15 protein-coding genes are annotated in these 16,958 nt (G+C 71.2%); 2 read left to right on the top strand and 13 right to left on the bottom strand.

Features of this window, described 5'->3' with window-relative positions; all coding sequences use genetic code 11:
- Nucleotides 1–3: 3 nt before the first annotated feature.
- Complete coding sequence (locus ACWEF6_RS18800) at nt 4–432, bottom strand: hypothetical protein (protein WP_449684111.1); 429 nt, start codon at nt 430–432, stop codon at nt 4–6.
- 148 nt (nt 433–580) lie between these two features.
- Complete coding sequence (locus ACWEF6_RS18795; RefSeq protein ID WP_449684110.1) at nt 581–1,861, bottom strand: diguanylate cyclase; 1,281 nt, start codon at nt 1,859–1,861, stop codon at nt 581–583.
- 218 nt (nt 1,862–2,079) lie between these two features.
- On the opposite strand from ACWEF6_RS18795, the gene ACWEF6_RS18790 reads away from it, so the two are divergent.
- A complete protein-coding gene (locus ACWEF6_RS18790; RefSeq protein ID WP_449684109.1) occupies nt 2,080–3,039 on the top strand; it encodes a chitinase in 960 nt (319 codons plus the stop codon).
- 73 nt (nt 3,040–3,112) lie between these two features.
- Here ACWEF6_RS18790 and ACWEF6_RS18785 read toward each other — a convergent pair whose 3' ends face one another.
- From ACWEF6_RS18785 to ACWEF6_RS18735, 11 genes are all read right to left on the bottom strand, one after another.
- On the bottom strand, nt 3,113–3,598 hold the full coding sequence (locus ACWEF6_RS18785) for a hypothetical protein (RefSeq protein WP_449684108.1): 486 nt from the start codon (nt 3,596–3,598) through the stop codon (nt 3,113–3,115).
- A gap of 157 nt (nt 3,599–3,755) precedes the next feature.
- Nucleotides 3,756–5,537 carry a murein biosynthesis integral membrane protein MurJ gene (murJ, locus tag ACWEF6_RS18780; protein WP_449684107.1) on the bottom strand — a complete coding sequence of 594 codons (1,782 nt, stop codon included), beginning with the start codon at nt 5,535–5,537 and terminating at the stop codon, nt 3,756–3,758.
- Nucleotides 5,538–5,612: 75 nt separating this feature from the next.
- Nucleotides 5,613–5,870, bottom strand: a complete 258-nt coding sequence (locus ACWEF6_RS18775; protein WP_310977060.1) for a hypothetical protein — start codon at nt 5,868–5,870, stop codon at nt 5,613–5,615.
- A 121-nt stretch (nt 5,871–5,991) separates the two neighbouring features.
- Nucleotides 5,992–6,588, bottom strand: coding sequence for a TetR/AcrR family transcriptional regulator (locus ACWEF6_RS18770; RefSeq protein ID WP_449684106.1), 597 nt, complete (start codon nt 6,586–6,588; stop codon nt 5,992–5,994).
- Nucleotides 6,585–7,421 (bottom strand): SDR family oxidoreductase, encoded by an 837-nt coding sequence (locus ACWEF6_RS18765; RefSeq protein WP_449684105.1) that lies wholly within the window; start codon nt 7,419–7,421, stop codon nt 6,585–6,587. The genes ACWEF6_RS18770 and ACWEF6_RS18765 overlap by 4 nt, the downstream gene beginning before the upstream one ends.
- 9 nt (nt 7,422–7,430) lie before the next feature.
- Nucleotides 7,431–8,597 carry an acyl-CoA dehydrogenase family protein gene (locus ACWEF6_RS18760; RefSeq protein ID WP_449684104.1) on the bottom strand — a complete coding sequence of 389 codons (1,167 nt, stop codon included), beginning with the start codon at nt 8,595–8,597 and terminating at the stop codon, nt 7,431–7,433.
- Entirely contained in the window at nt 8,594–10,543 is a 1,950-nt protein-coding gene (locus tag ACWEF6_RS18755; RefSeq protein ID WP_449684103.1) for an acetyl/propionyl/methylcrotonyl-CoA carboxylase subunit alpha, read from the bottom strand. The genes ACWEF6_RS18760 and ACWEF6_RS18755 overlap by 4 nt, the downstream gene beginning before the upstream one ends.
- Nucleotides 10,544–10,550: 7 nt before the next feature.
- Nucleotides 10,551–12,149, bottom strand: coding sequence for an acyl-CoA carboxylase subunit beta (locus ACWEF6_RS18750; RefSeq protein WP_449684102.1), 1,599 nt, complete (start codon nt 12,147–12,149; stop codon nt 10,551–10,553).
- Nucleotides 12,146–13,294, bottom strand: coding sequence for an acyl-CoA dehydrogenase family protein (locus tag ACWEF6_RS18745; RefSeq protein ID WP_449684101.1), 1,149 nt, complete (start codon nt 13,292–13,294; stop codon nt 12,146–12,148). The genes ACWEF6_RS18750 and ACWEF6_RS18745 overlap by 4 nt, the downstream gene beginning before the upstream one ends.
- On the bottom strand, nt 13,291–14,979 hold the full coding sequence (locus tag ACWEF6_RS18740; RefSeq protein ID WP_449684100.1) for an acyclic terpene utilization AtuA family protein: 1,689 nt from the start codon (nt 14,977–14,979) through the stop codon (nt 13,291–13,293). The genes ACWEF6_RS18745 and ACWEF6_RS18740 overlap by 4 nt, the downstream gene beginning before the upstream one ends.
- Entirely contained in the window at nt 14,976–15,767 is a 792-nt protein-coding gene (locus ACWEF6_RS18735; protein ID WP_449684099.1) for a TIGR03084 family metal-binding protein, read from the bottom strand. The genes ACWEF6_RS18740 and ACWEF6_RS18735 overlap by 4 nt, the downstream gene beginning before the upstream one ends.
- A gap of 154 nt (nt 15,768–15,921) precedes the next feature.
- Here ACWEF6_RS18735 and ACWEF6_RS18730 point away from each other — a divergent pair.
- Nucleotides 15,922–16,958 (top strand): DUF222 domain-containing protein (locus ACWEF6_RS18730; RefSeq protein ID WP_449684098.1); only part of this gene is annotated, 1,037 nt, incomplete at its 3' end.

Genomic DNA, 16,958 nt, shown 5'->3' with positions numbered 1-16,958 from the left:
GGCTCAGTCGCAGATCTTCCGGGCGATCGCGGCCGGAACTTCGTCGCAGATCTGGCCGGTGCCACCATGCAACAGCACCCATTTCCCGTTCCGGTGCGCGAACAGCATGCGGCCACCGTCGATTTCGTTGGTGAAATGCGCGAACGCCCAGGACGCCTCGCATTCGATGCGCTGCAGGCCCCGGCTGTCCACCACCAGCGCCTCCGACGCCTGCCTGTTCGCCTTGAACGCGGCTTCCAGCGTGGCCTTGGTCGCCGAGGCGCAGACGTTCGCCGCCTTGGCCGGCACCGGCTCCGCCACCTGCACGGGAGCGGGCGCCTTGGTGGCCGTCGTCGCCGTCACGGTCGTGCCCGGCACCGTCGGTGCGGCCGGTGCGGCGCTCGGCGGATCCTGCTGACCGCCGCAGGCCGAAAGGACGAATACCGCCGCCACCACGATTCCGGTACCGGCACCGGCGCGCGCGAAATCAACCTTCGAAAACATTTGGTTCCCCCGGTGTCATCGACGGCCCCTCGCCGTCTGCACAACCATCAAGACGCCCCGGGTAATTGCCGGTTGCACCCGCTCCCTAACGGGAAGGTCACGGCTCCGGTTCGGCGCAGACCGTCCGGTTCCGGCCCGCCGCCTTCGCCTGCAGCAACGCCTGTTCCGCGGCCAGCAGCGCGTCGTCGAGGAGCCCGTCCGCGCAGCCCGCCACGCCGATCGAGACCGTCACCCCGACGAACTGCGGGCCGTCGCCCGAGGCCTTCAGCGCCACCAGCGTCGAGGCGATGCGCAGGCGGATGCGCTCGGCGATCGCCATCGCGTCGAACGGGCCGGTGCCGGGCAGCAGCACCGCGAACTCCTCGCCGCCGGAGCGGCCCACCAGGTCGGCGGCCCGGACTTCGTCGCGCAGGGTGCCGGCGACCGCGCGCAGCACGGCGTCGCCGATCCGGGCGCCGTAGCGGTCGTTGAGGAGGCGGAAGTGGTCGAGGTCGAGCACCAGCACGGCCGGGCCGGGGCCGCCGGGGCGATCCAGCCGGGCCTCGGCGGCGCCGCGCCAGGAGGCGGCGGTCAGCACGCCGGTGCCCGGATCGAGGGTGACGTGGTCGCGGCGGCCGCTGCCCAGCCCGCCGCGGTGCAGCACGACGGTGGCGCCCGCCAGCACCGGGACCAGCAGCGGCGCGGCGACGGCGGCCCAGGCGAGCGGAAGGCCGAACGCCGTCATCGCGGCGTCGAAGGCGTGCCCCGGCGCGGCCTCGCGTGGCCGGCGGGGCCCGTCGGCGCCGGTCACGAGCGCGGCGTTCACCGCGAGGAAGACCAGCCCGGCGACGGTCAGCAGGAGGACGGTCCGCGCGTCGAGGACCCCGCCGAGCGGCCGGACGCCGGTCGCGGTGAGGAAGGCACCGGCGGACAGCCCGGCCAGCGCCGTCGCCGCGGCGCCGAACACCTGCCGGTGGACGGGTCTTCTGCGGACCCGGAACCACTGGTGCAGCGCCGAGAGCACGACCAGCGCGACGGCCAGGCCGGGCCGGAGCACGAGCACCCCGGCGAAGACCCACGGCGTGTCGACGCCGGGCCCCAGGGGGGTGTCCTCGCGGTGGCGTTCGACCGGCCGCGCGAGCTCCGCCGAGACCAGCATCCCGGCCGTGAGCAGCGCGAACGGCGGCAGCATCGCGGCGAGCGGCGGGAAGCGGAGGGCAGCGAGCACGACCGCGGCGACGGCGAGGAGGTCGATCCCGAGGAGGTAGCAGACCTGGCCGCGGCGCGGCAGCCGCCACAGCGCCCACCGGCGCAGGAACCAGCGCCGCGGGACGAGGGCGGGCAGGAACCGGCCCGGGCGGCGTTCCCCGCCGGCGGCGACCGTGGAATCCCCCACCATTTCGGCAAAGTAGCCGGAACGCCGGCTCATGTCGATCCGCCTTCAGGGGAATTTGACATCGTCGGCAACCGAAGGCTCCGTGGGTCATTTTCCGACCGACGGAGGGTTGACACACTATATTGGTCTAGTCCACTGTGTGGTGGCACACAGCACTCCTCCCGGGTTGATCCCGCCGCCTCAAACCGGAGGTGCTCCACCTGCGCTTTTGGAGGACCCCCATGAAATCAGTGCGCCGTCTCCTCACCCTCGCCGCCGCAGCTTCGGCCGCGCTGGCGACGACGGTCGGGCTCGCCCCGCAGGCCATGGCCGCGGTCGACCCGGTGCTCGCCTCGCCGTACCTGTACCAGTGGGGCGGGCAGACCAGCCCGTCCGCCGCGATGTCCGCGACCGGCGTGAAAGCGTTTACGCTCGCGTTCGTGCTGTCCGACGGGACCTGCAATCCCAAGTGGGACGGCACCCGGTCGCTGACCGGCTCGGACAAGACGATGATCCAGAACATCCGCAACGCGGGCGGGGACGTGATCCCCTCCTTCGGCGGCTGGTCCGGCACGAAGCTGGGCTCGAAGTGCACGTCGGCCTCCGCGCTGGCGGGCGCCTACCAGAAGGTGATCGACGCCTACGGCCTCAAGGCGATCGACCTCGACATCGAGAACACCGACGAGTTCCAGAACAACACCGTGCAGGACCGCATCCTGAACGCGGTGAAGCTGACCAAACAGAAGAACCCGAACCTCAAGGTCGTCATCACCATCGGCACCACCACGACCGGCCCCGACTCCTGGGGCAAGCGCCTGATCAACCAGGCCAAGGCGATCGGCGCCCCCGTCGACGTCTGGTCGGTCATGCCGTTCGACTTCTCCAGCGGCGGTGACATGGCGGCGCTGACGAAGTCCGCGGTCGACGGGCTGAAGAACCAGCTCAAGACCACGTTCGGCTGGAACGACGACACCGCCTACCGGCACAGCGGCCTCTCCTCGATGAACGGCAAGACCGACAACGCGGGCGAGACGGTCACGGTGGCCAACTTCAACTCCATCCGCGGCTACGCGGCCAGCCACCACCTGGCCCGCTTCACGTTCTGGGCCACCAACCGCGACTGCAGCGGTGGCGGCGAGTGCAGCGGCATCAGCCAGGACAAGTACGCGTTCACCAAGATCGTCGCCGGCTACACCGGCTGACATCCGGACCCGTAGTGGGGCTGTCGGGGGCCCTCTCACCGGCATCGGGGTCGGTGAGAGGGCCTTCGCGGGGTCAGCGGCGCCCGCCGCCGCAGGAGTACGGGTAGCAGCCGTAGTAGTTCCACCGCGGGTCCCAGCCGGACGGCGCCGAACTCGAGGTGGTGGGCGGGGGCGGCAGCTCGACCGTGACGGTCGGGGTCGGCGTGGGCGTCCGCCGAGCGTGCATCACGACCGGCGACGGCGTGGTGGTCTCGGTCGGGACGGCGAGCGCGGTCGACGTCGGGACGGCGGTGGCCGGCTGCAGCTGCGGGAACTGCCGGTCACCGGGCACGGAGTCCGGGCGCATGGCGAGCACGACCACCAGCCCGCCCAGCACGACGATCACCGCCGACGCCAAGGCCATCCGTGCCACCCCGCTGGGCCCCGGTTCGGCCCCGGTACCCCGGCGCGCGGCGAGCTCGGCCGCCCGCGACCCCGGCTTGCGCGGCCGTTCCCCGGTCTGCCGGAGCAGTTCGTCGACCGTGACCCGGTCCCGTCGCCTGCGCGCACTGCGCGTCATGCACGACCTCCACCCGTACCCCCGCTGCGCACGCTCGCCCGCGGCAGCCTTGATCCCCGGTGGATAGTAGAAACCCTTGCGGCAATTGTAAACGCGCTGATCGCCGCGGTCTCGTTACCGTTTCGAGACAACCGGATCGCGTTCCCGGCCGTAGCCGTCAACGAGCCGCGAACCGCCGCCGCAACCCCGCCACCCGGCGGGTCACCGGGGTGAACTCCGGCAGCTTCAGCACCGCCAGCAACCCGAACGGCACCGCCATCCCCAGCAGCCCCTGCACCGGCAGCTTCACCCACGCTCCCGGGATCACGCCCAACGACGCCGGCACCGCGTGCCCGGCCAGCACCGCGGCCACCACCCCGAGCCCGCTCACCGAGAGCGTGATCAGGCCGACCCGCAGCGACCGCTTGCTGCGCAGGTGCCCGAGCCGCACCCACAGCCACACCTGGCCGAGGACCGCCCCGACCACGAAGCCGGCGCCGTTGACCAGCATGACGCCGTACACCACGTGCTCGCCGTCGAGCAGGCCGCGGCACAGCAGCAGGAGGGGGATCTTCACCGCCGTCATCACGAGCATGATCAGCGTCGGCGTGCGGGCGTCCTTCATCGCGTAGAACACCCGCAGCTGCAGCATGACCAGCGCGAACGGCAGCAGCCCGACGGCCGAGACGGCCAGGGTCTGGCCGAGCCGCTCGGCGTCGTCGAGGGTGCCGCGGCCCCAGGTGAAGATCGCGATGCCGATCGGGGTGCCGACCACCGCCAGCACCGCCGAAATCGGCACGAACAGCACCGTCGACATGCGGGACGCGAGCGAGAGGTCGCCGACCAGCGAGACCGTGTCGCCGTCCGCCGCCGCGCGGCTCATCCGCGGCATCAGCGCCGTCAGCAACGAGACGCCGAGGATGCCGTACGGCAGCTGGAAGAGCAGGGACGCGTAGCTGTAGGCCGTCACGCCGCCGCTGTTGCCGCCGGTCAGGACCCTCGTCGTGATCACGAACCCGACGTGGCTGACCACGACGTAGCCGAGGATCCACGCGGCGAGCCCGCCGAACTCCTTGATCCGCGGGTCGAAGCCCCAGCGCCAGCGGAACCGGAAGCCGGTGCGCAGCAACGCCGGGATGAGCACCACGGCCTGCGCGACGATGCCGAGCGTGGTGCCGAGGCCGAGCACGAGCAGCTTGGGGTCGCTCATGTGGACCGGGTCCAGCGTCAGCTCCCCCGGCACGACGGCGAACACGACGAGCGTGCCGGTGACGACGACGTTGTTCAGTACCGGTGCCCAGGCCGGCGGGCCGAAGACGTTCTGCGCGTTGAGGATCGCCGAGAGCAGCGCGAAGAGGCCGTAGAAGAGGATCTGCGGCAGCAGCAGGTACGCCAGCGCGGTGGTCAGCGCCGGATTGGCCGTCGGAGACGATTTGTCGACGTAGAGGGCGGTGAACAGCGGGGCGATCGCCACCGCGACGGCCGTGCCGACGGCGAGCAGCACGAGCGCCATCGTGATGAGCCGCTGGGTGTAGGCGCGGCCGCCGTCGGGGTCGTCGTGCGAGCGGACCAGCAGCGGCACCACCACGCTGGCGAGGACGCCGCCGAAGAGCAGTTCGAAGACGATGTTGGGCAGGGTGTTCGCGACGGTGAACGAGTCGTTGATGACGCCGGCCCCGACCACGGCGGCGAGCAGCAGCTTCGCGACGAACCCGGTGACCCGGCTGACGGCGGAGGCGACCGCCATCCGGCCGCTGGAGCGGGCCAGCGACGAGCCGGCACCCTCCCCGCGCCCGGCGCTGACCGGCGACGCGGGCGGCCGGGCGACGATCTGGCCGGCGAACTCGTCGTAGGCGCGCCGCGAGACGTCCGGGTCACGGGTCGGCCAGTGCGGGCCCCGCAGCTCGCTCGGGAGGAAGACCGTCGCCTCGTCGTCCACCGGTCGTGGGTGCTCCGCCATGGGGACAAGCCTGCCAGGTCGGGGACACGGACGGGAGTCCGAACACTTGTTCGAACCAGCGACGCTCCGTGACGCTCAGGCGGCGACGGTGATCTCCAGGACGGCCCGCCCGGCCTCGGTCAGCTCGGCGGCCACCCGCCCGGTGCCGCCTTCGACGGCGGGCCGCAGGTAGCCGCCGTGGGCGAGGGCGTGCGCGGTGATCTGATCGCAACAGGCGAATCCGTCGATGAAGAGGTCGGGCTCGCAGCTGCACGACATCTGCGCACGACCCGCGGCCACCGCCTTCAGCATCGCCATCGCGCGGTGGGTGAGCTCGACTCCTGAACCGGACACCGGACTGCCTTTCTCGTTGCGCCACTACAACGGGTCATTCGCCCGTTGGGCCGATTGTGTTACTTACGGCACTATGACGTTTGGGGCGCGGGTGAGGTTCCGTCCGGTCTCGGAACCCGCGTCAGGTCAGCCGCAGCTCCAGCGTGCGGGCCCATTCGCGGACGATCTGGCGCCGACGGCGGGTGTCGTCGGTCAGCAGGTTGGCCAGGCCGAGCCCGCGAGCCAGGTCCAGCGTGGCCTGGACCAGTTCCCGCACCCCCGGCCGGGACTCGTCGACGCCGAGCAGCTCGACCGTCACCCGGTGCGCCTCGCGGCCGACCCGGGCCTCCAGCGGGACCAGCACGGCACGCAGGGCCTCGTCGGTCGCCGCGACCGACCACAGCTGCAGGGCCGCGCGGAACAGCGGGCCCGTGTACAGGTTCAGCACCATCTCCACGACGCGCTCGATGCGGGACGCGCCGCTCGGCAGGTCGGCGGCCTGGGCGCGCAGCTCGTCGATCTGGGCCTCGCCGAGCAGGTCGACCGCCGCCACCACCAGGTCCTCGCGGGCCGGGAAGTGGTGCTGCGCCGCGCCGCGGGAGACGCCGGCGCGCTCGGCGATCCCGGCCACCGTCACGCCGTGCCAGCCGCGCTCGCCGAAGCTGTCCAGCGCGGCCTCGATCAAGCGCCGCCGCGTTGTCCGGCTGCGCTCCTGCTGGGGTTCGCGGATGCCGGTCAAGCCGGGTCCACCCAGAAGTCGAGCTGGAGGTCCTCTTCGGCGGCGTCGCCGACGCGGTACTTCGCGAAGTCCGTGACGCCGGCCGCCCGCAGCACTTCGTCGTCGAGGAAGAAGTTGCCGGTGGCTTCCCGGCTCGGCTTCGTCAGGATCGCGTGCGCCGCGTCGGCCATGATCTCCGGCGTCCGGCTGCGCGAAGCCAGCTCCGCGCCGACGACGTTGCGGATCGCCGCCGTGTCGATCGTCGTTCGGGGCCACAGCGAATTGACCGCGACGCCGTCGCTCTTCAGTTCGGCGGCCAGCCCGACGGTCACCAGGCTCATCGAGTACTTCGCGATGCTGTAGGCGAGGTGGCCGGCGGTGAACCACTTCTCGTCGAGGCTGATCGGCGGCGACAGCGTCAGGATGTGCGGGTTCATCGACCGCCGCAGGTGCGGGATGGCCAGTTTGGACAGCAGGAACGTGCCGCGCGCGTTGATGTCCTGCATCAGGTCGTAGCGCTTCATGCTGACCTGCTCGGTCGGCGTCAGGTCGATCGCGCTCGCGTTGTTCACCACGATGTCGATGCCGCCGAACTGCTCGGCGGTCTTCGCCACCGCCGCCGCGACACCGTCGTCGTCGCGGACGTCGCCGATGATCGGCAACGCCTGCCCGCCCGCCTTCTCGATCGCCTCGGCCGCCGTGTAGATCGTGCCCGGCAGCTTCGGGTGCGGCTCGGCCGTCTTCGCCAGCAGGGCCACGTTCGCGCCATCGGCCGCCGCGCGCAGGGCGATCGCCTCGCCGATTCCGCGGCTGCCGCCGGACATGATGATCGTCTTGCCGTCCACTGTGGTCACAGCGACCTCCTAGTACGACTTCGGCAGGCCGAGGCTGTGCTGGCCGACGAAGTTGAGCACCATCTCGCGGCTCACCGGGGCGATCCGGCCCAGCCGCACCGCCGTGACCAGCGTGCCGAGGCCGTATTCGGTGGCCAGGCCGTTGCCGCCGTGGGTCTGGACGGCCTGGTCGGTCGCGCGGATGGCGACCTCGGCCGCCGCGTACTTCGCCATGTTGGCCGACTCGCCCGCGCCGAAGTCGTCGCCGGAGTCGTAGAGCGACGCCGCCTTCTGCGTCATCAGCTTCGCGAGCTCCAGCTCGATCTTGATCTCCGCGAGCGGGTGCGCGAGACCCTGGTGGGTACCGATCGGGGCGCCCCAGACCTGCCGCTCGTTCGCGTAGCCGACGGCCTTGGCCAGCGCGTACCGGGCGATGCCGAGCGAGAACGACGCGCCCATGATGCGTTCCGGGTTGAGGCCGGCGAACAGTTGCGCGATCGCCGCGTCCTCCTCGCCGACCAGCGCTTCGGCGGGCAGGTGGACGTCGTCGAGGAACAGCGAGAACTGGTTCTCCGGCGCGACGATGTCCATCGGGATCTTCGTGTGCTCGAAACCCGGGGTGCCGGTCGGCAGGATGAACAGCGCCGGCTTGAGGCGGCCGGTCTTCGCGTCCTCGGTGCGGCCGACGACCAGCACGGCGTCGGCCTCGTCCACGCCGGAGATGTAGACCTTGCGCCCGTTGAGGACCCAGCCGCCGGCGTCGCGCCGTGCGGTGGTGGTGATCTTGTGCGAGTTCGACCCGGCGTCCGGCTCGGTGATCGCGAACACCATCCGCTTGGTGCCGTCGGCGATGCCGGGCAGCCACTGCTTCTTCTGCTCGTCGGTGCCGAACCGGGAGATCACGGTGCCGCAGATGGCCGGCGAGACGACCATGAGCAGCAACGGCGAGCCCGCAGCGGCAAGCTCTTCGAGCACCGCGGCGAGGTCGGCGATGCCCGCGCCCCCGCCGCCGTACTCCTCGGGGATGTTGACGCCGAGGTAGCCCAGCCGCCCGGCCTCGTCCCACAGTTCGTGCGTCTTCTCGTCCGCGCGGGCCTTGCGGGCGTAGTACTCGTGCCCGTACTTGGCGCCGAGTTCGGCGACGGCCTTGCGAAGCGCGATCCGCTCCTCCGGCTCGACGAAGTTCATCGCGTTCATTCTGCTTCTCCCACCACCGCGAGGATCGTGCCCACTTCGACCTGCTGTCCGACCGTCACCGGAAGCTCCGTCACCACGCCGTCGGCGGGGGCGGCGATCCGGTGCTCCATCTTCATCGCTTCGAGCCACAGCAGCGGGTCGCCGGCCTTGACCGGGTCCCCCGCCTGCACGGCGAGCCGGACGACCGTGCCGGGCATCGGCGCCACCAGCGACCCCGCGGCCAGGGCCGCGTCCGGGTCCGCGAACCGCGGCTCGGCCTTCAGCGCCACCGAACCGAGCGTGGAGTCCACATAGGACACGCCGTCGTGCCGGGCGACGTCGAACGCGCGCCGCACGCCGCCGACGTCCAGCACGACCCGCCCCGGCTCGGCGCCGACCAGCCCGGCCTCGAAGCCGTCGGCGCGGAGGCCGTCGCGGGTCAGCGAGTAGACCACCTCGTACTCGCGGTCGGCCACCGTGAAGACCTTGCGCTGGCCGGCCGAGCGGACGTTGCGCCAGCCACTCGGCAGCCTGCTCTGCGTGGTCGCCGACGCCCGGTTGCCCGCCGCGTCCGCGAGTGCCGCCGCGAGCGCGGAGAGCCGTTCGGCGTCGGGCGTGGCCAGAGGTGCGGCGAGGGTGTCGAGGCCGTGCCGGTCGAAGAACGCCGTGTCGGTCTCCCCCGCCAGGAAGGCTTCGTGCCGCAGGATGTTCACGAGGAGGTCGCGGTTGGTGACGACGCCGTGGATCTTCGCCGCCGCCAGTGCCTTCGCGAGCCGGCGGGCGGCTTCGGCGCGGGTCGGCGCCCAGGTGATCACCTTGGCGAGCATCGGGTCGTAGTGGACACCCACCACGGACCCGGTCTCGAACCCGGAGTCGAGCCGCAGCCCGGGTCCGTGCGTGAACGAACGGTCCACGTCGGGTACTTCGAAGGTGTGCAGCGTGCCGCTCTGCGGCTGCCAGCCCGCGGCCGGGTCTTCGGCGTAGAGCCGGACCTCGATGGCGTGACCGACGGTGGGCGGCGGGCCGGCCGGCAGGCGCTCGCCCTCGGCGATCCGCAGCTGCAGGGCGACCAGGTCGAGGCCCGTGACGTTCTCGGTGACCGGGTGCTCCACCTGCAGCCGGGTGTTCATCTCGAGGAAGTAGAACCGGCCGTCCGACCCGGCGAGGAACTCGACCGTGCCCGCGCCGACGTAGTCGATCGCCTTGGCGGCCTTGCGCGCGGCTTCGAACAGCTCCTCGCGCATGGCCGCGTCGACGAACGGCGACGGCGCTTCCTCGACGACCTTCTGGTGCCGGCGCTGGATGGAGCACTCCCGCTCCCCCACCGCCCACACCGTGCCGTGCCGGTCGGCCAGCACCTGGACCTCGATGTGGCGCCCGGTCTCCAGGTAGCGCTCGCAGAAGACGGTCGGGTCGCCGAACGCCGACCCGGCCTCGGCACTGGCGCCTTCGACCGCCTCGGCCAGCTCGTCGAGCGAGCGAACCACGCGCATGCCGCGGCCGCCACCACCGGCGGACGCCTTGACCAGCAGCGGCAGGTCGTCCGCGGTCACCGAAGCCGGGTCCAGTTCGGACAGTACCGGCACCCCGGCCGCGGCCATCAGGCGCTTGGACTCCACTTTGGAGCCCATGGTCTCGATGGCCTCCGGCGGCGGCCCGACCCACGTCAGCCCGGCGTCGAGGACGGCCCGGGCGAACGCGGCGTTCTCGGACAGGAAGCCGTACCCGGGGTGGACGGCGTCGGCGCCGGTCTCGGCCGCGGCCTTGACCAGCAGTTCCGCCCGCAGGTACGTCTCGGACGGCGCGTTGCCGGGCAGCCGGACGGCCGCGTCGGCCTCCAGGGTGTGCGGCGCGGCGGCATCGGCGTCGGAGAACACCGCGACCGTGCCGATGCCGGCGTCGCGGCAGGTGCGGAAGACGCGGCGGGCGATCTCGCCGCGGTTGGCGACCAGCAGGTTCTGGATCATCGCTCGCTCACATCCGGAAGACGCCGAAGCCCTCGGCGCCCTTCACTGGTCCATTGTGGATCGCGGACAGGCTCAGGCCCAGCACGGTGCGGGTGTCGCGCGGGTCGATGATGCCGTCGTCGTAGAGCATGCCGGAGAGGAACATCGGCATCGACTCGGCCTCGATCTGCCCCTCGACCATGGCCCGCATGGCCTTGTCGTGTTCCTCGTTGTACTCCTGGCCACGGCTTTCGGCGGCCGCGCGGGCCACGATGGACAGCACGCCGGCCAGCTGCGCCGGGCCCATCACCGCGGACTTCGCGCTCGGCCAGGCGAACAGGAACCGGGGATCGTAGGCGCGGCCGCACATCCCGTAGTGCCCGGCGCCGTAGGAGGCTCCCATGAGGACGGACAGGTGCGGCACCTTCGAGTTCGAGACGGCGTTGATCATCATCGCGCCGTGCTTGATGATGCCGCTCTGCTCGTACTCCTTGCCGACCATGTAGCCGGTCGTGTTGTGCAGGAACACCAGCGGCGTGTGGATCTGGTTGGCCAGCTGGATGAACTGCGCGGCCTTCTGCGACTCCTCGCCGAACAGCACCCCCTGCGCGTTGGCCAGCACGCCGACCGGGTAGCCGTGGATGCTCGCCCAGCCGGTGACCAGGCTCGATCCGTAGAGCGGCTTGAACTCGTCGAAGTCGGAACCGTCGACGACGCGGGCGATCACCTCGCGCGGGTCGAACGGCACCTTGAGGTCGGTCGGGACGATGCCGAGCAGGTCCTCGCTGTCGTGGAGCGGCTCTTCGTAGTCCGGTTTCGGAGAAGGCCCCTGCTTGGTCCAGTTGAGCCGCTTGACGATGTTGCGGCCGAGCCGGATCGCGTCCTGCTCGTCGACGGCCAGGTAGTCGGCCAGGCCGGAGGTCCGCGCGTGCATCTCGGCCCCGCCCAGCGACTCGTCGTCGGACTCCTCGCCGGTCGCCATCTTGACCAGCGGCGGCCCGCCGAGGAACACCTTCGCGCGTTCCTTCACCATCACGACGTAGTCCGACATGCCCGGCAGGTACGCGCCGCCCGCCGTGGAGTTGCCGAAAACCAGCGCGATCGTCGGGCAGCCCGCGGCCGAGGCCCGCGTGAGGTCGCGGAAGATCCGGCCGCCGGGGATGAAGATCTCCTTCTGCGTCGGCAGGTCCGCGCCGCCGGACTCGACGAGGTTGATCGACGGCAGCCGGTTCTGCGCGGCGATGTCCGCGGCCCGGAAGCTCTTCTTCGTCGTCCACGGGTTGCTCGCGCCGCCCTTGACCGTCGGATCGCTGGCCGAGATCAGGCACTCGACGCCTTCGACGACCCCGATCCCGGTGACCAGGCTCGCGCCGACGCGGTAGTCGGTGCCCCAAGCGGCCAGCGGCGACAGCTCCAGGAACGGCGAATCCGCGTCGAGCAGCAGCTCGATCCGTTCCCGGGCCAGGAGCTTGCCGCGCTTGCGGTGCCGTTCGACGTACTTCTCGCCACCGCCGGCGACGGCCTTGGCGTGTTCGGCGTCGATCTCGGCGAGCTTCTCCAGCATCGCCTCGCGGTTCGCGCCGAACTCGGCGGCCCGCGTGTCCACTGTGGACCTCAGTGCAGTCACGAGGTGTATCCCAATCGCTTCGCGGCCAGGCCGGTGAGGATCTCGGTGGTGCCGCCGCCGATGCCGAGGATCCGGACGTCGCGGTAGTGCCGCTCCACTTCGGACTCGCGCATGTAGCCGAGCCCGCCGTGCAGCTGGACGGCCTCGCTGACCACCCATTCGGCGGCCTCGACGGCGGTGTTCTTGGCGAAACAGGCTTCGGCGATGACTTCCTCGCCCGAGACGTGCCGGATCGCGGCCTGCCGGGTGTAGGTGCGGGCCACGTCGATCTTGCGCGCCATTTCGGTGAGCTTGTGCTGGACGACCTGCCGCGAGATGAGCGGGCGGCCGAACGTCTCGCGCAGCCGGCACCAGTCCAGCGTCAGGTCGAGCGCCCGCTGGGCGTGCGCGTACGCCTGCACGGCCAGCGAAAGCCGCTCGGTGACGAACTGGGTGGCCACCTGGGCGAAGCCGCTGTTCTCGGCGCCGACGAGGTTCTCCGCCGGGACCCGGACGTCCACGTAGGACAGTTCGGCGGTGTCGGAGCAGAGCCAGCCCATCTTGTCGAGCTTGCGGCTCACCGTGAAGCCCGGCGTGCCGCGTTCGACGACGATCAGCGAGAGCCCGCGTGCGCCGTCGCCACCGGTGCGCACCACCGTCGTCACGAAGTCGGCGCGGCAGCCGGAGGTGATGAACGTCTTGGCGCCGTTGACGACGTACTCGTCGCCCTCGCGAACCGCGGTGGTGCGGATGCCGGCGACGTCGGACCCGCCGTCCGGTTCGGTGACGGCGAGGGACCCGATCTTGGTTCCGTCGAGGGTGGGCCGCACCCAGCGTTCGATCTGGACCGGGTCGCCGGCCTCGGCGATGTGCGGGACGGCGATGCCGCAGGTGAACAGCGACGCGAACAGGCCGCCGGAGCCGCCCGCGTAGTGCATCTCCTCGGCGACGACCAGGGCGTCGAGGTAGTTGCCGTCGCCCCCGCCGATCTCCTCGGGGAAGGCGACGCCGAGCAGGCCGAGGTCCCCGGCCTTGCGGTGCAGCTCGCGCGGCAGCTCGCCGGCGCGTTCCCAGTCGTCGAGGTGCGGCAGGACCTCCTGCTCGACGAACTTCCGCACGGTCTTGCGCAGTTCGGCCCGTTCGGGCGTCCGGAAGGGATCGGTCACCGGAGCACCTCGGGGACGTCGATCTCCCGCGACCGCAGCCACTCGCCGAGCGCCTTCGCCTGCGGGTCGAACCGCGCCTGCGACGCGACCCCCTCGCCGAGGATGCCTTCGACGACGAAGTTCATCGCCCGCAGGTTCGGCAGCAGGTACCGGGTCACCGGCAGGTCGGCGGTTTCGGGCAGCAGCAGCTTGAACTCCGCCACGGTGAGCCGGTGCACGAGCCACCGCCAGGCCTCTTCGGAGCGCACCCAGACGCCGACGTTGGCGTTGCCGCCCTTGTCGCCGCTGCGCGCCCCGGCGATCGTGCCCAGGGGCACCCGCCGCACCGGCCCGTGGCCGAGCGGTTCGGGCAGCGCGGGCTCGTCCACATCGGACAGATCCTGAGTGGACGCCGAAGGCGCTATGTCGACACGCATGCCGTCCGGCAGGACGGCGACGTGCGGCACCTTGCCGGCCGCCACGTGAGCCGCGGTGTAGACGCCGTACGGCGAGGCGTCCGACGGCGGCGCGATGACGTGGAACCCGGGGTAGCTGGCCAGCGCGAGTTCGACGGCGGCGCCGGTGAACGCGCGTCCGGCGACCTTCGGGTCGGCGTCCTTGACGGCGACGTGCAGCAGCGCGCTCGCGGTCTGCTCGGTGTCGGCGTCGGCGTGGTCGGTGCGGGCCAGGGTCCACCGGACGTCGGCGGGCGGACGGTCCTTCATGGACGCTTCGAGCTGTTCGCGCACCAGGGCGGCTTTCGCCTCGATGTCGAGTCCGGTGAGGACGAACGTCGTCTCGTTGCGGAACCCGCCGAGGGTGTTGAGGGCGACCTTCAGCGTCGGCGGCGGCGCTTCCCCGCGGACGCCGGAGATGCGGACGCGGTCCGGCCCGTCTTCGGTCAGCGACAGCGTGTCGAACCGGGTCGTGACGTCCGGCCCGGCGTACCGCGCGCCGGTGATCTCGTACAGCAGCTGGGCGGTGACGGTGCCGGCGTTCACCACACCGCCGGTGCCCGGGTGCTTGGTGATGACGCTGGAGCCGTCGGCTTCGATCTCGGCGATCGGGAAGCCGGGCACGCCGAGGGTGTGCTCGGTGAAGAAGGCGTAGTTGCCGCCGGTGGCCTGGGCCCCGCACTCGATGACGTGCCCGGCCGCGACCGCGCCGGCGAGCGCGTCGAAGTCGTCACGGGCCCAGCCGTAGTGCGCGGCGGCCGGGCCGACGATGACGGAGGCGTCGGTGACGCGGCCGGTGACGACGACGTCGGCGCCCGCGTTCAGGCACTCCGCGATGCCCCAGGCACCGAGGTAGGCGTTGGCGGTCAGCGGTTGGCCGAGGTCCAGCTCGTCGGCGCGGTGGACGAGGTCGTCGCCCTCGACGTGGGCGATCTTGACGTCGAGCCCGAGTTTCCCGGCCAGTTCGCGGAGCGCGCCGGCCAGCCCGGCCGGGTTGAGCCCCCCGGCGTTGGCGACGATCTTGACACCTTTTTCCTGCGCCAGCCCGAGGTTTTCCTCCATCTGGCGGAGGAAGGTCTTGGCGTAGCCGCGGGTGGCGTCCTTCATCCGGTCGCGGCCGAGGATGAGCATGGTCAATTCGGCGAGGTAGTCGCCGGTCAGGACGTCGAGCGGGCCGCCGGTGAGCATCTCGCGGACGGCGGAGAACCGATCGCCGTAGAACCCGGACGCGTTGCCGATGCGGTAGGTCATGCGAACTGCCCCGGCTTCCGGCCGTTGCCCGGCGGCCCGGCGAAGGCCTGCGCGATGCCGAGCCACTCTTCGACGTCGGCGCCGTGGGCGACGAGATCGGTGTCGGCGGGGTGCCGCCGCTGGGTGACGACCAGGCAGAAGTCCAGGGCGGTGCCGGTGAGCTTCTGCTCGGCGCCCTCGGGCCCGAAGGCCCAGGTGGAGCCGTCGGGCGCGGTGAGTTCGACGCGGAACTCCTCGGCCGGCGGGGCGAGCGAGTGGACCTTGTAGGCGAAGTCGCGGGTCCGGGTGCCGAAGCGGGCGATGTGCCAGAGGCGGGCGGTCGGCTCGCGGGTCAGGCCCAGGGTGTCGAAGATGTCCTGGCCGTGCGCCCAGGTTTCCATCATCCGCGCGGTCGCCATCGAGGCGGCGCTCATCGGGGGGCCGTACCAAGGGAGTTTCTGCCCGTCCGGCACCGCTTCCAGAGCCGCGGCCAGCAGCCGGCGGCCGTCACGCCAGTCTTCGAGGATCTCCCGCGGCGGCCGCTGCGCCCCGTCGGCGGCCCCGTCGTCGACGTAGGTCTCGCCGGCTTTGAGGAGCTCTTCGACCTCGGCCTGCCAGTTCTCCGGGTGCGCGGCCGCGATCAGGGCCTTGCGATCGGTCCAGGCCAGGTGCGCGATCTGGTGCGCGATCGTCCACCCCTCGGCGGGAGTCGCGCGCGCCCAGTCCGCGTCCGGGAGCGCCGCCACCGCGTCGTCGATCGTCTGTGTCTCCGCGTCGAGATCCCCGAGGATCACGCCGAGGTCCGCCATCGCCCGCCTCCTTGCGTCCTGAGGCCAGGGTGGCAGCGGTGGTCGGAAAAATCAAGCACGCCTGATTGTTTCTTGCCCGGCCACTGTCCCGAGGTCCACGCTTTGCGCCCGTTCGAGTGGTGAACTTGTGTTCGATGGTCGGTAATCTTGATCTATGTCCGACAGCGCTCGTTCGTCCGCCGAGGCGGTGGCTTTTGCCGACCGCCTGGGTGAGTTGCTCGCGTCTATGCGGTCTGCGGAGGCTGAGCTGGGGGCGCTGGTGGTGGAGATCGAGCAGCGTGGGGTGATGGAGGTGTTCGGGTACCGGTCTGTTGCCCGGTTGCTGGAGCACCTGGGTGACCTTCCGAGGTCGGCGGCGGAACGTCTGGTGAAGCGGGCTCGTTTGGTGAATCCGGGTCGCGCTCTCGATGGCACCCCGATCCCGGCCCTGGCGCCGGCGACGGGTGTTGCTGCTTTGTCCGGATCGCTGAGTGCTCCGATGATCGATGTGATCACCGGGGTGCTGGCCGAGGTTCCGCCTGAGCATCGTGACCGTGTCGAGGCTGATCTGCTCGCCTTCGCGGCCGAGGCTGGGCACAAGCAGGTTGCGGTCCTTGGTGCCCGGATCCTCGCCCACCTGGCTCCCGATGGTGCCGAGCCCGACGACACCGAACCTTTGACTCCCACCCGGGAGCTGTTTCTGCGTCGTCGAAGATCCGGGGTCTGGGAGTTGAACGGCAAGTTCGACGATGAGACCGGCACCCGTGCCAGTGTTCTGCTCGATGCTTTGGACGAGCGTCGTACCGGTGACGACGGGCCCGACCATCGCGCGATGCCGCAGCGTTACGGTGATGCGTTCTCCGACGCGATCGACCTGGCCCTCAACTCTCCGGACTTGCCGATGCAGGCCGGGGAACGGGCGCACGTCATGGTCGCGGTTTCCCTCACCGACCTGAAGTCCGGCGCCGGTCGGGCCACGCTCGGTGACACTGGCACGATGACCGCGGCCGAAGCCCGGGTCCATGCCTGTGACGCCATGGTCATCCCCGCGGTGTTGGGTGCGAAGAGTGAACCGCTCAACCTCGGGCGCCTCCGCCGTTTGATCTCCGCCGGACTTCGCCGGGCGTTGTTCCTGCGCGACCGCGGCTGTGCGTTCCCCGGCTGCCATCGCCCACCCCGGCACTGCCAGGGCCATCACATCCGGCATTGGGC

Source organism: Amycolatopsis sp. NPDC004772, from assembly GCF_053601215.1.
Note: the sequence above shows the minus strand (reverse complement) of the source record. Positions and strands in the feature narration are given on the sequence as shown.

Excerpts from the sequence above, each read along its gene's own strand:
- ACWEF6_RS18795 (WP_449684110.1), bottom strand. The coding sequence starts at position 1,861 with ATGGTGGGGGATTCCACGGTCGCCGCCGGCGGGGAACGCCGCCCGGGC.
- ACWEF6_RS18790 (WP_449684109.1), top strand. The coding sequence starts at position 2,080 with ATGAAATCAGTGCGCCGTCTCCTCACCCTCGCCGCCGCAGCTTCGGCC.
- ACWEF6_RS18785 (WP_449684108.1), bottom strand. The coding sequence starts at position 3,598 with ATGACGCGCAGTGCGCGCAGGCGACGGGACCGGGTCACGGTCGACGAA.
- murJ (WP_449684107.1), bottom strand. The coding sequence starts at position 5,537 with ATGGCGGAGCACCCACGACCGGTGGACGACGAGGCGACGGTCTTCCTC.
- ACWEF6_RS18760 (WP_449684104.1), bottom strand. The coding sequence starts at position 8,597 with ATGAACGCGATGAACTTCGTCGAGCCGGAGGAGCGGATCGCGCTTCGC.
- ACWEF6_RS18755 (WP_449684103.1), bottom strand. The coding sequence starts at position 10,543 with ATGATCCAGAACCTGCTGGTCGCCAACCGCGGCGAGATCGCCCGCCGC.
- ACWEF6_RS18740 (WP_449684100.1), bottom strand. The coding sequence starts at position 14,979 with ATGACCTACCGCATCGGCAACGCGTCCGGGTTCTACGGCGATCGGTTC.
- ACWEF6_RS18735 (WP_449684099.1), bottom strand. The coding sequence starts at position 15,767 with ATGGCGGACCTCGGCGTGATCCTCGGGGATCTCGACGCGGAGACACAG.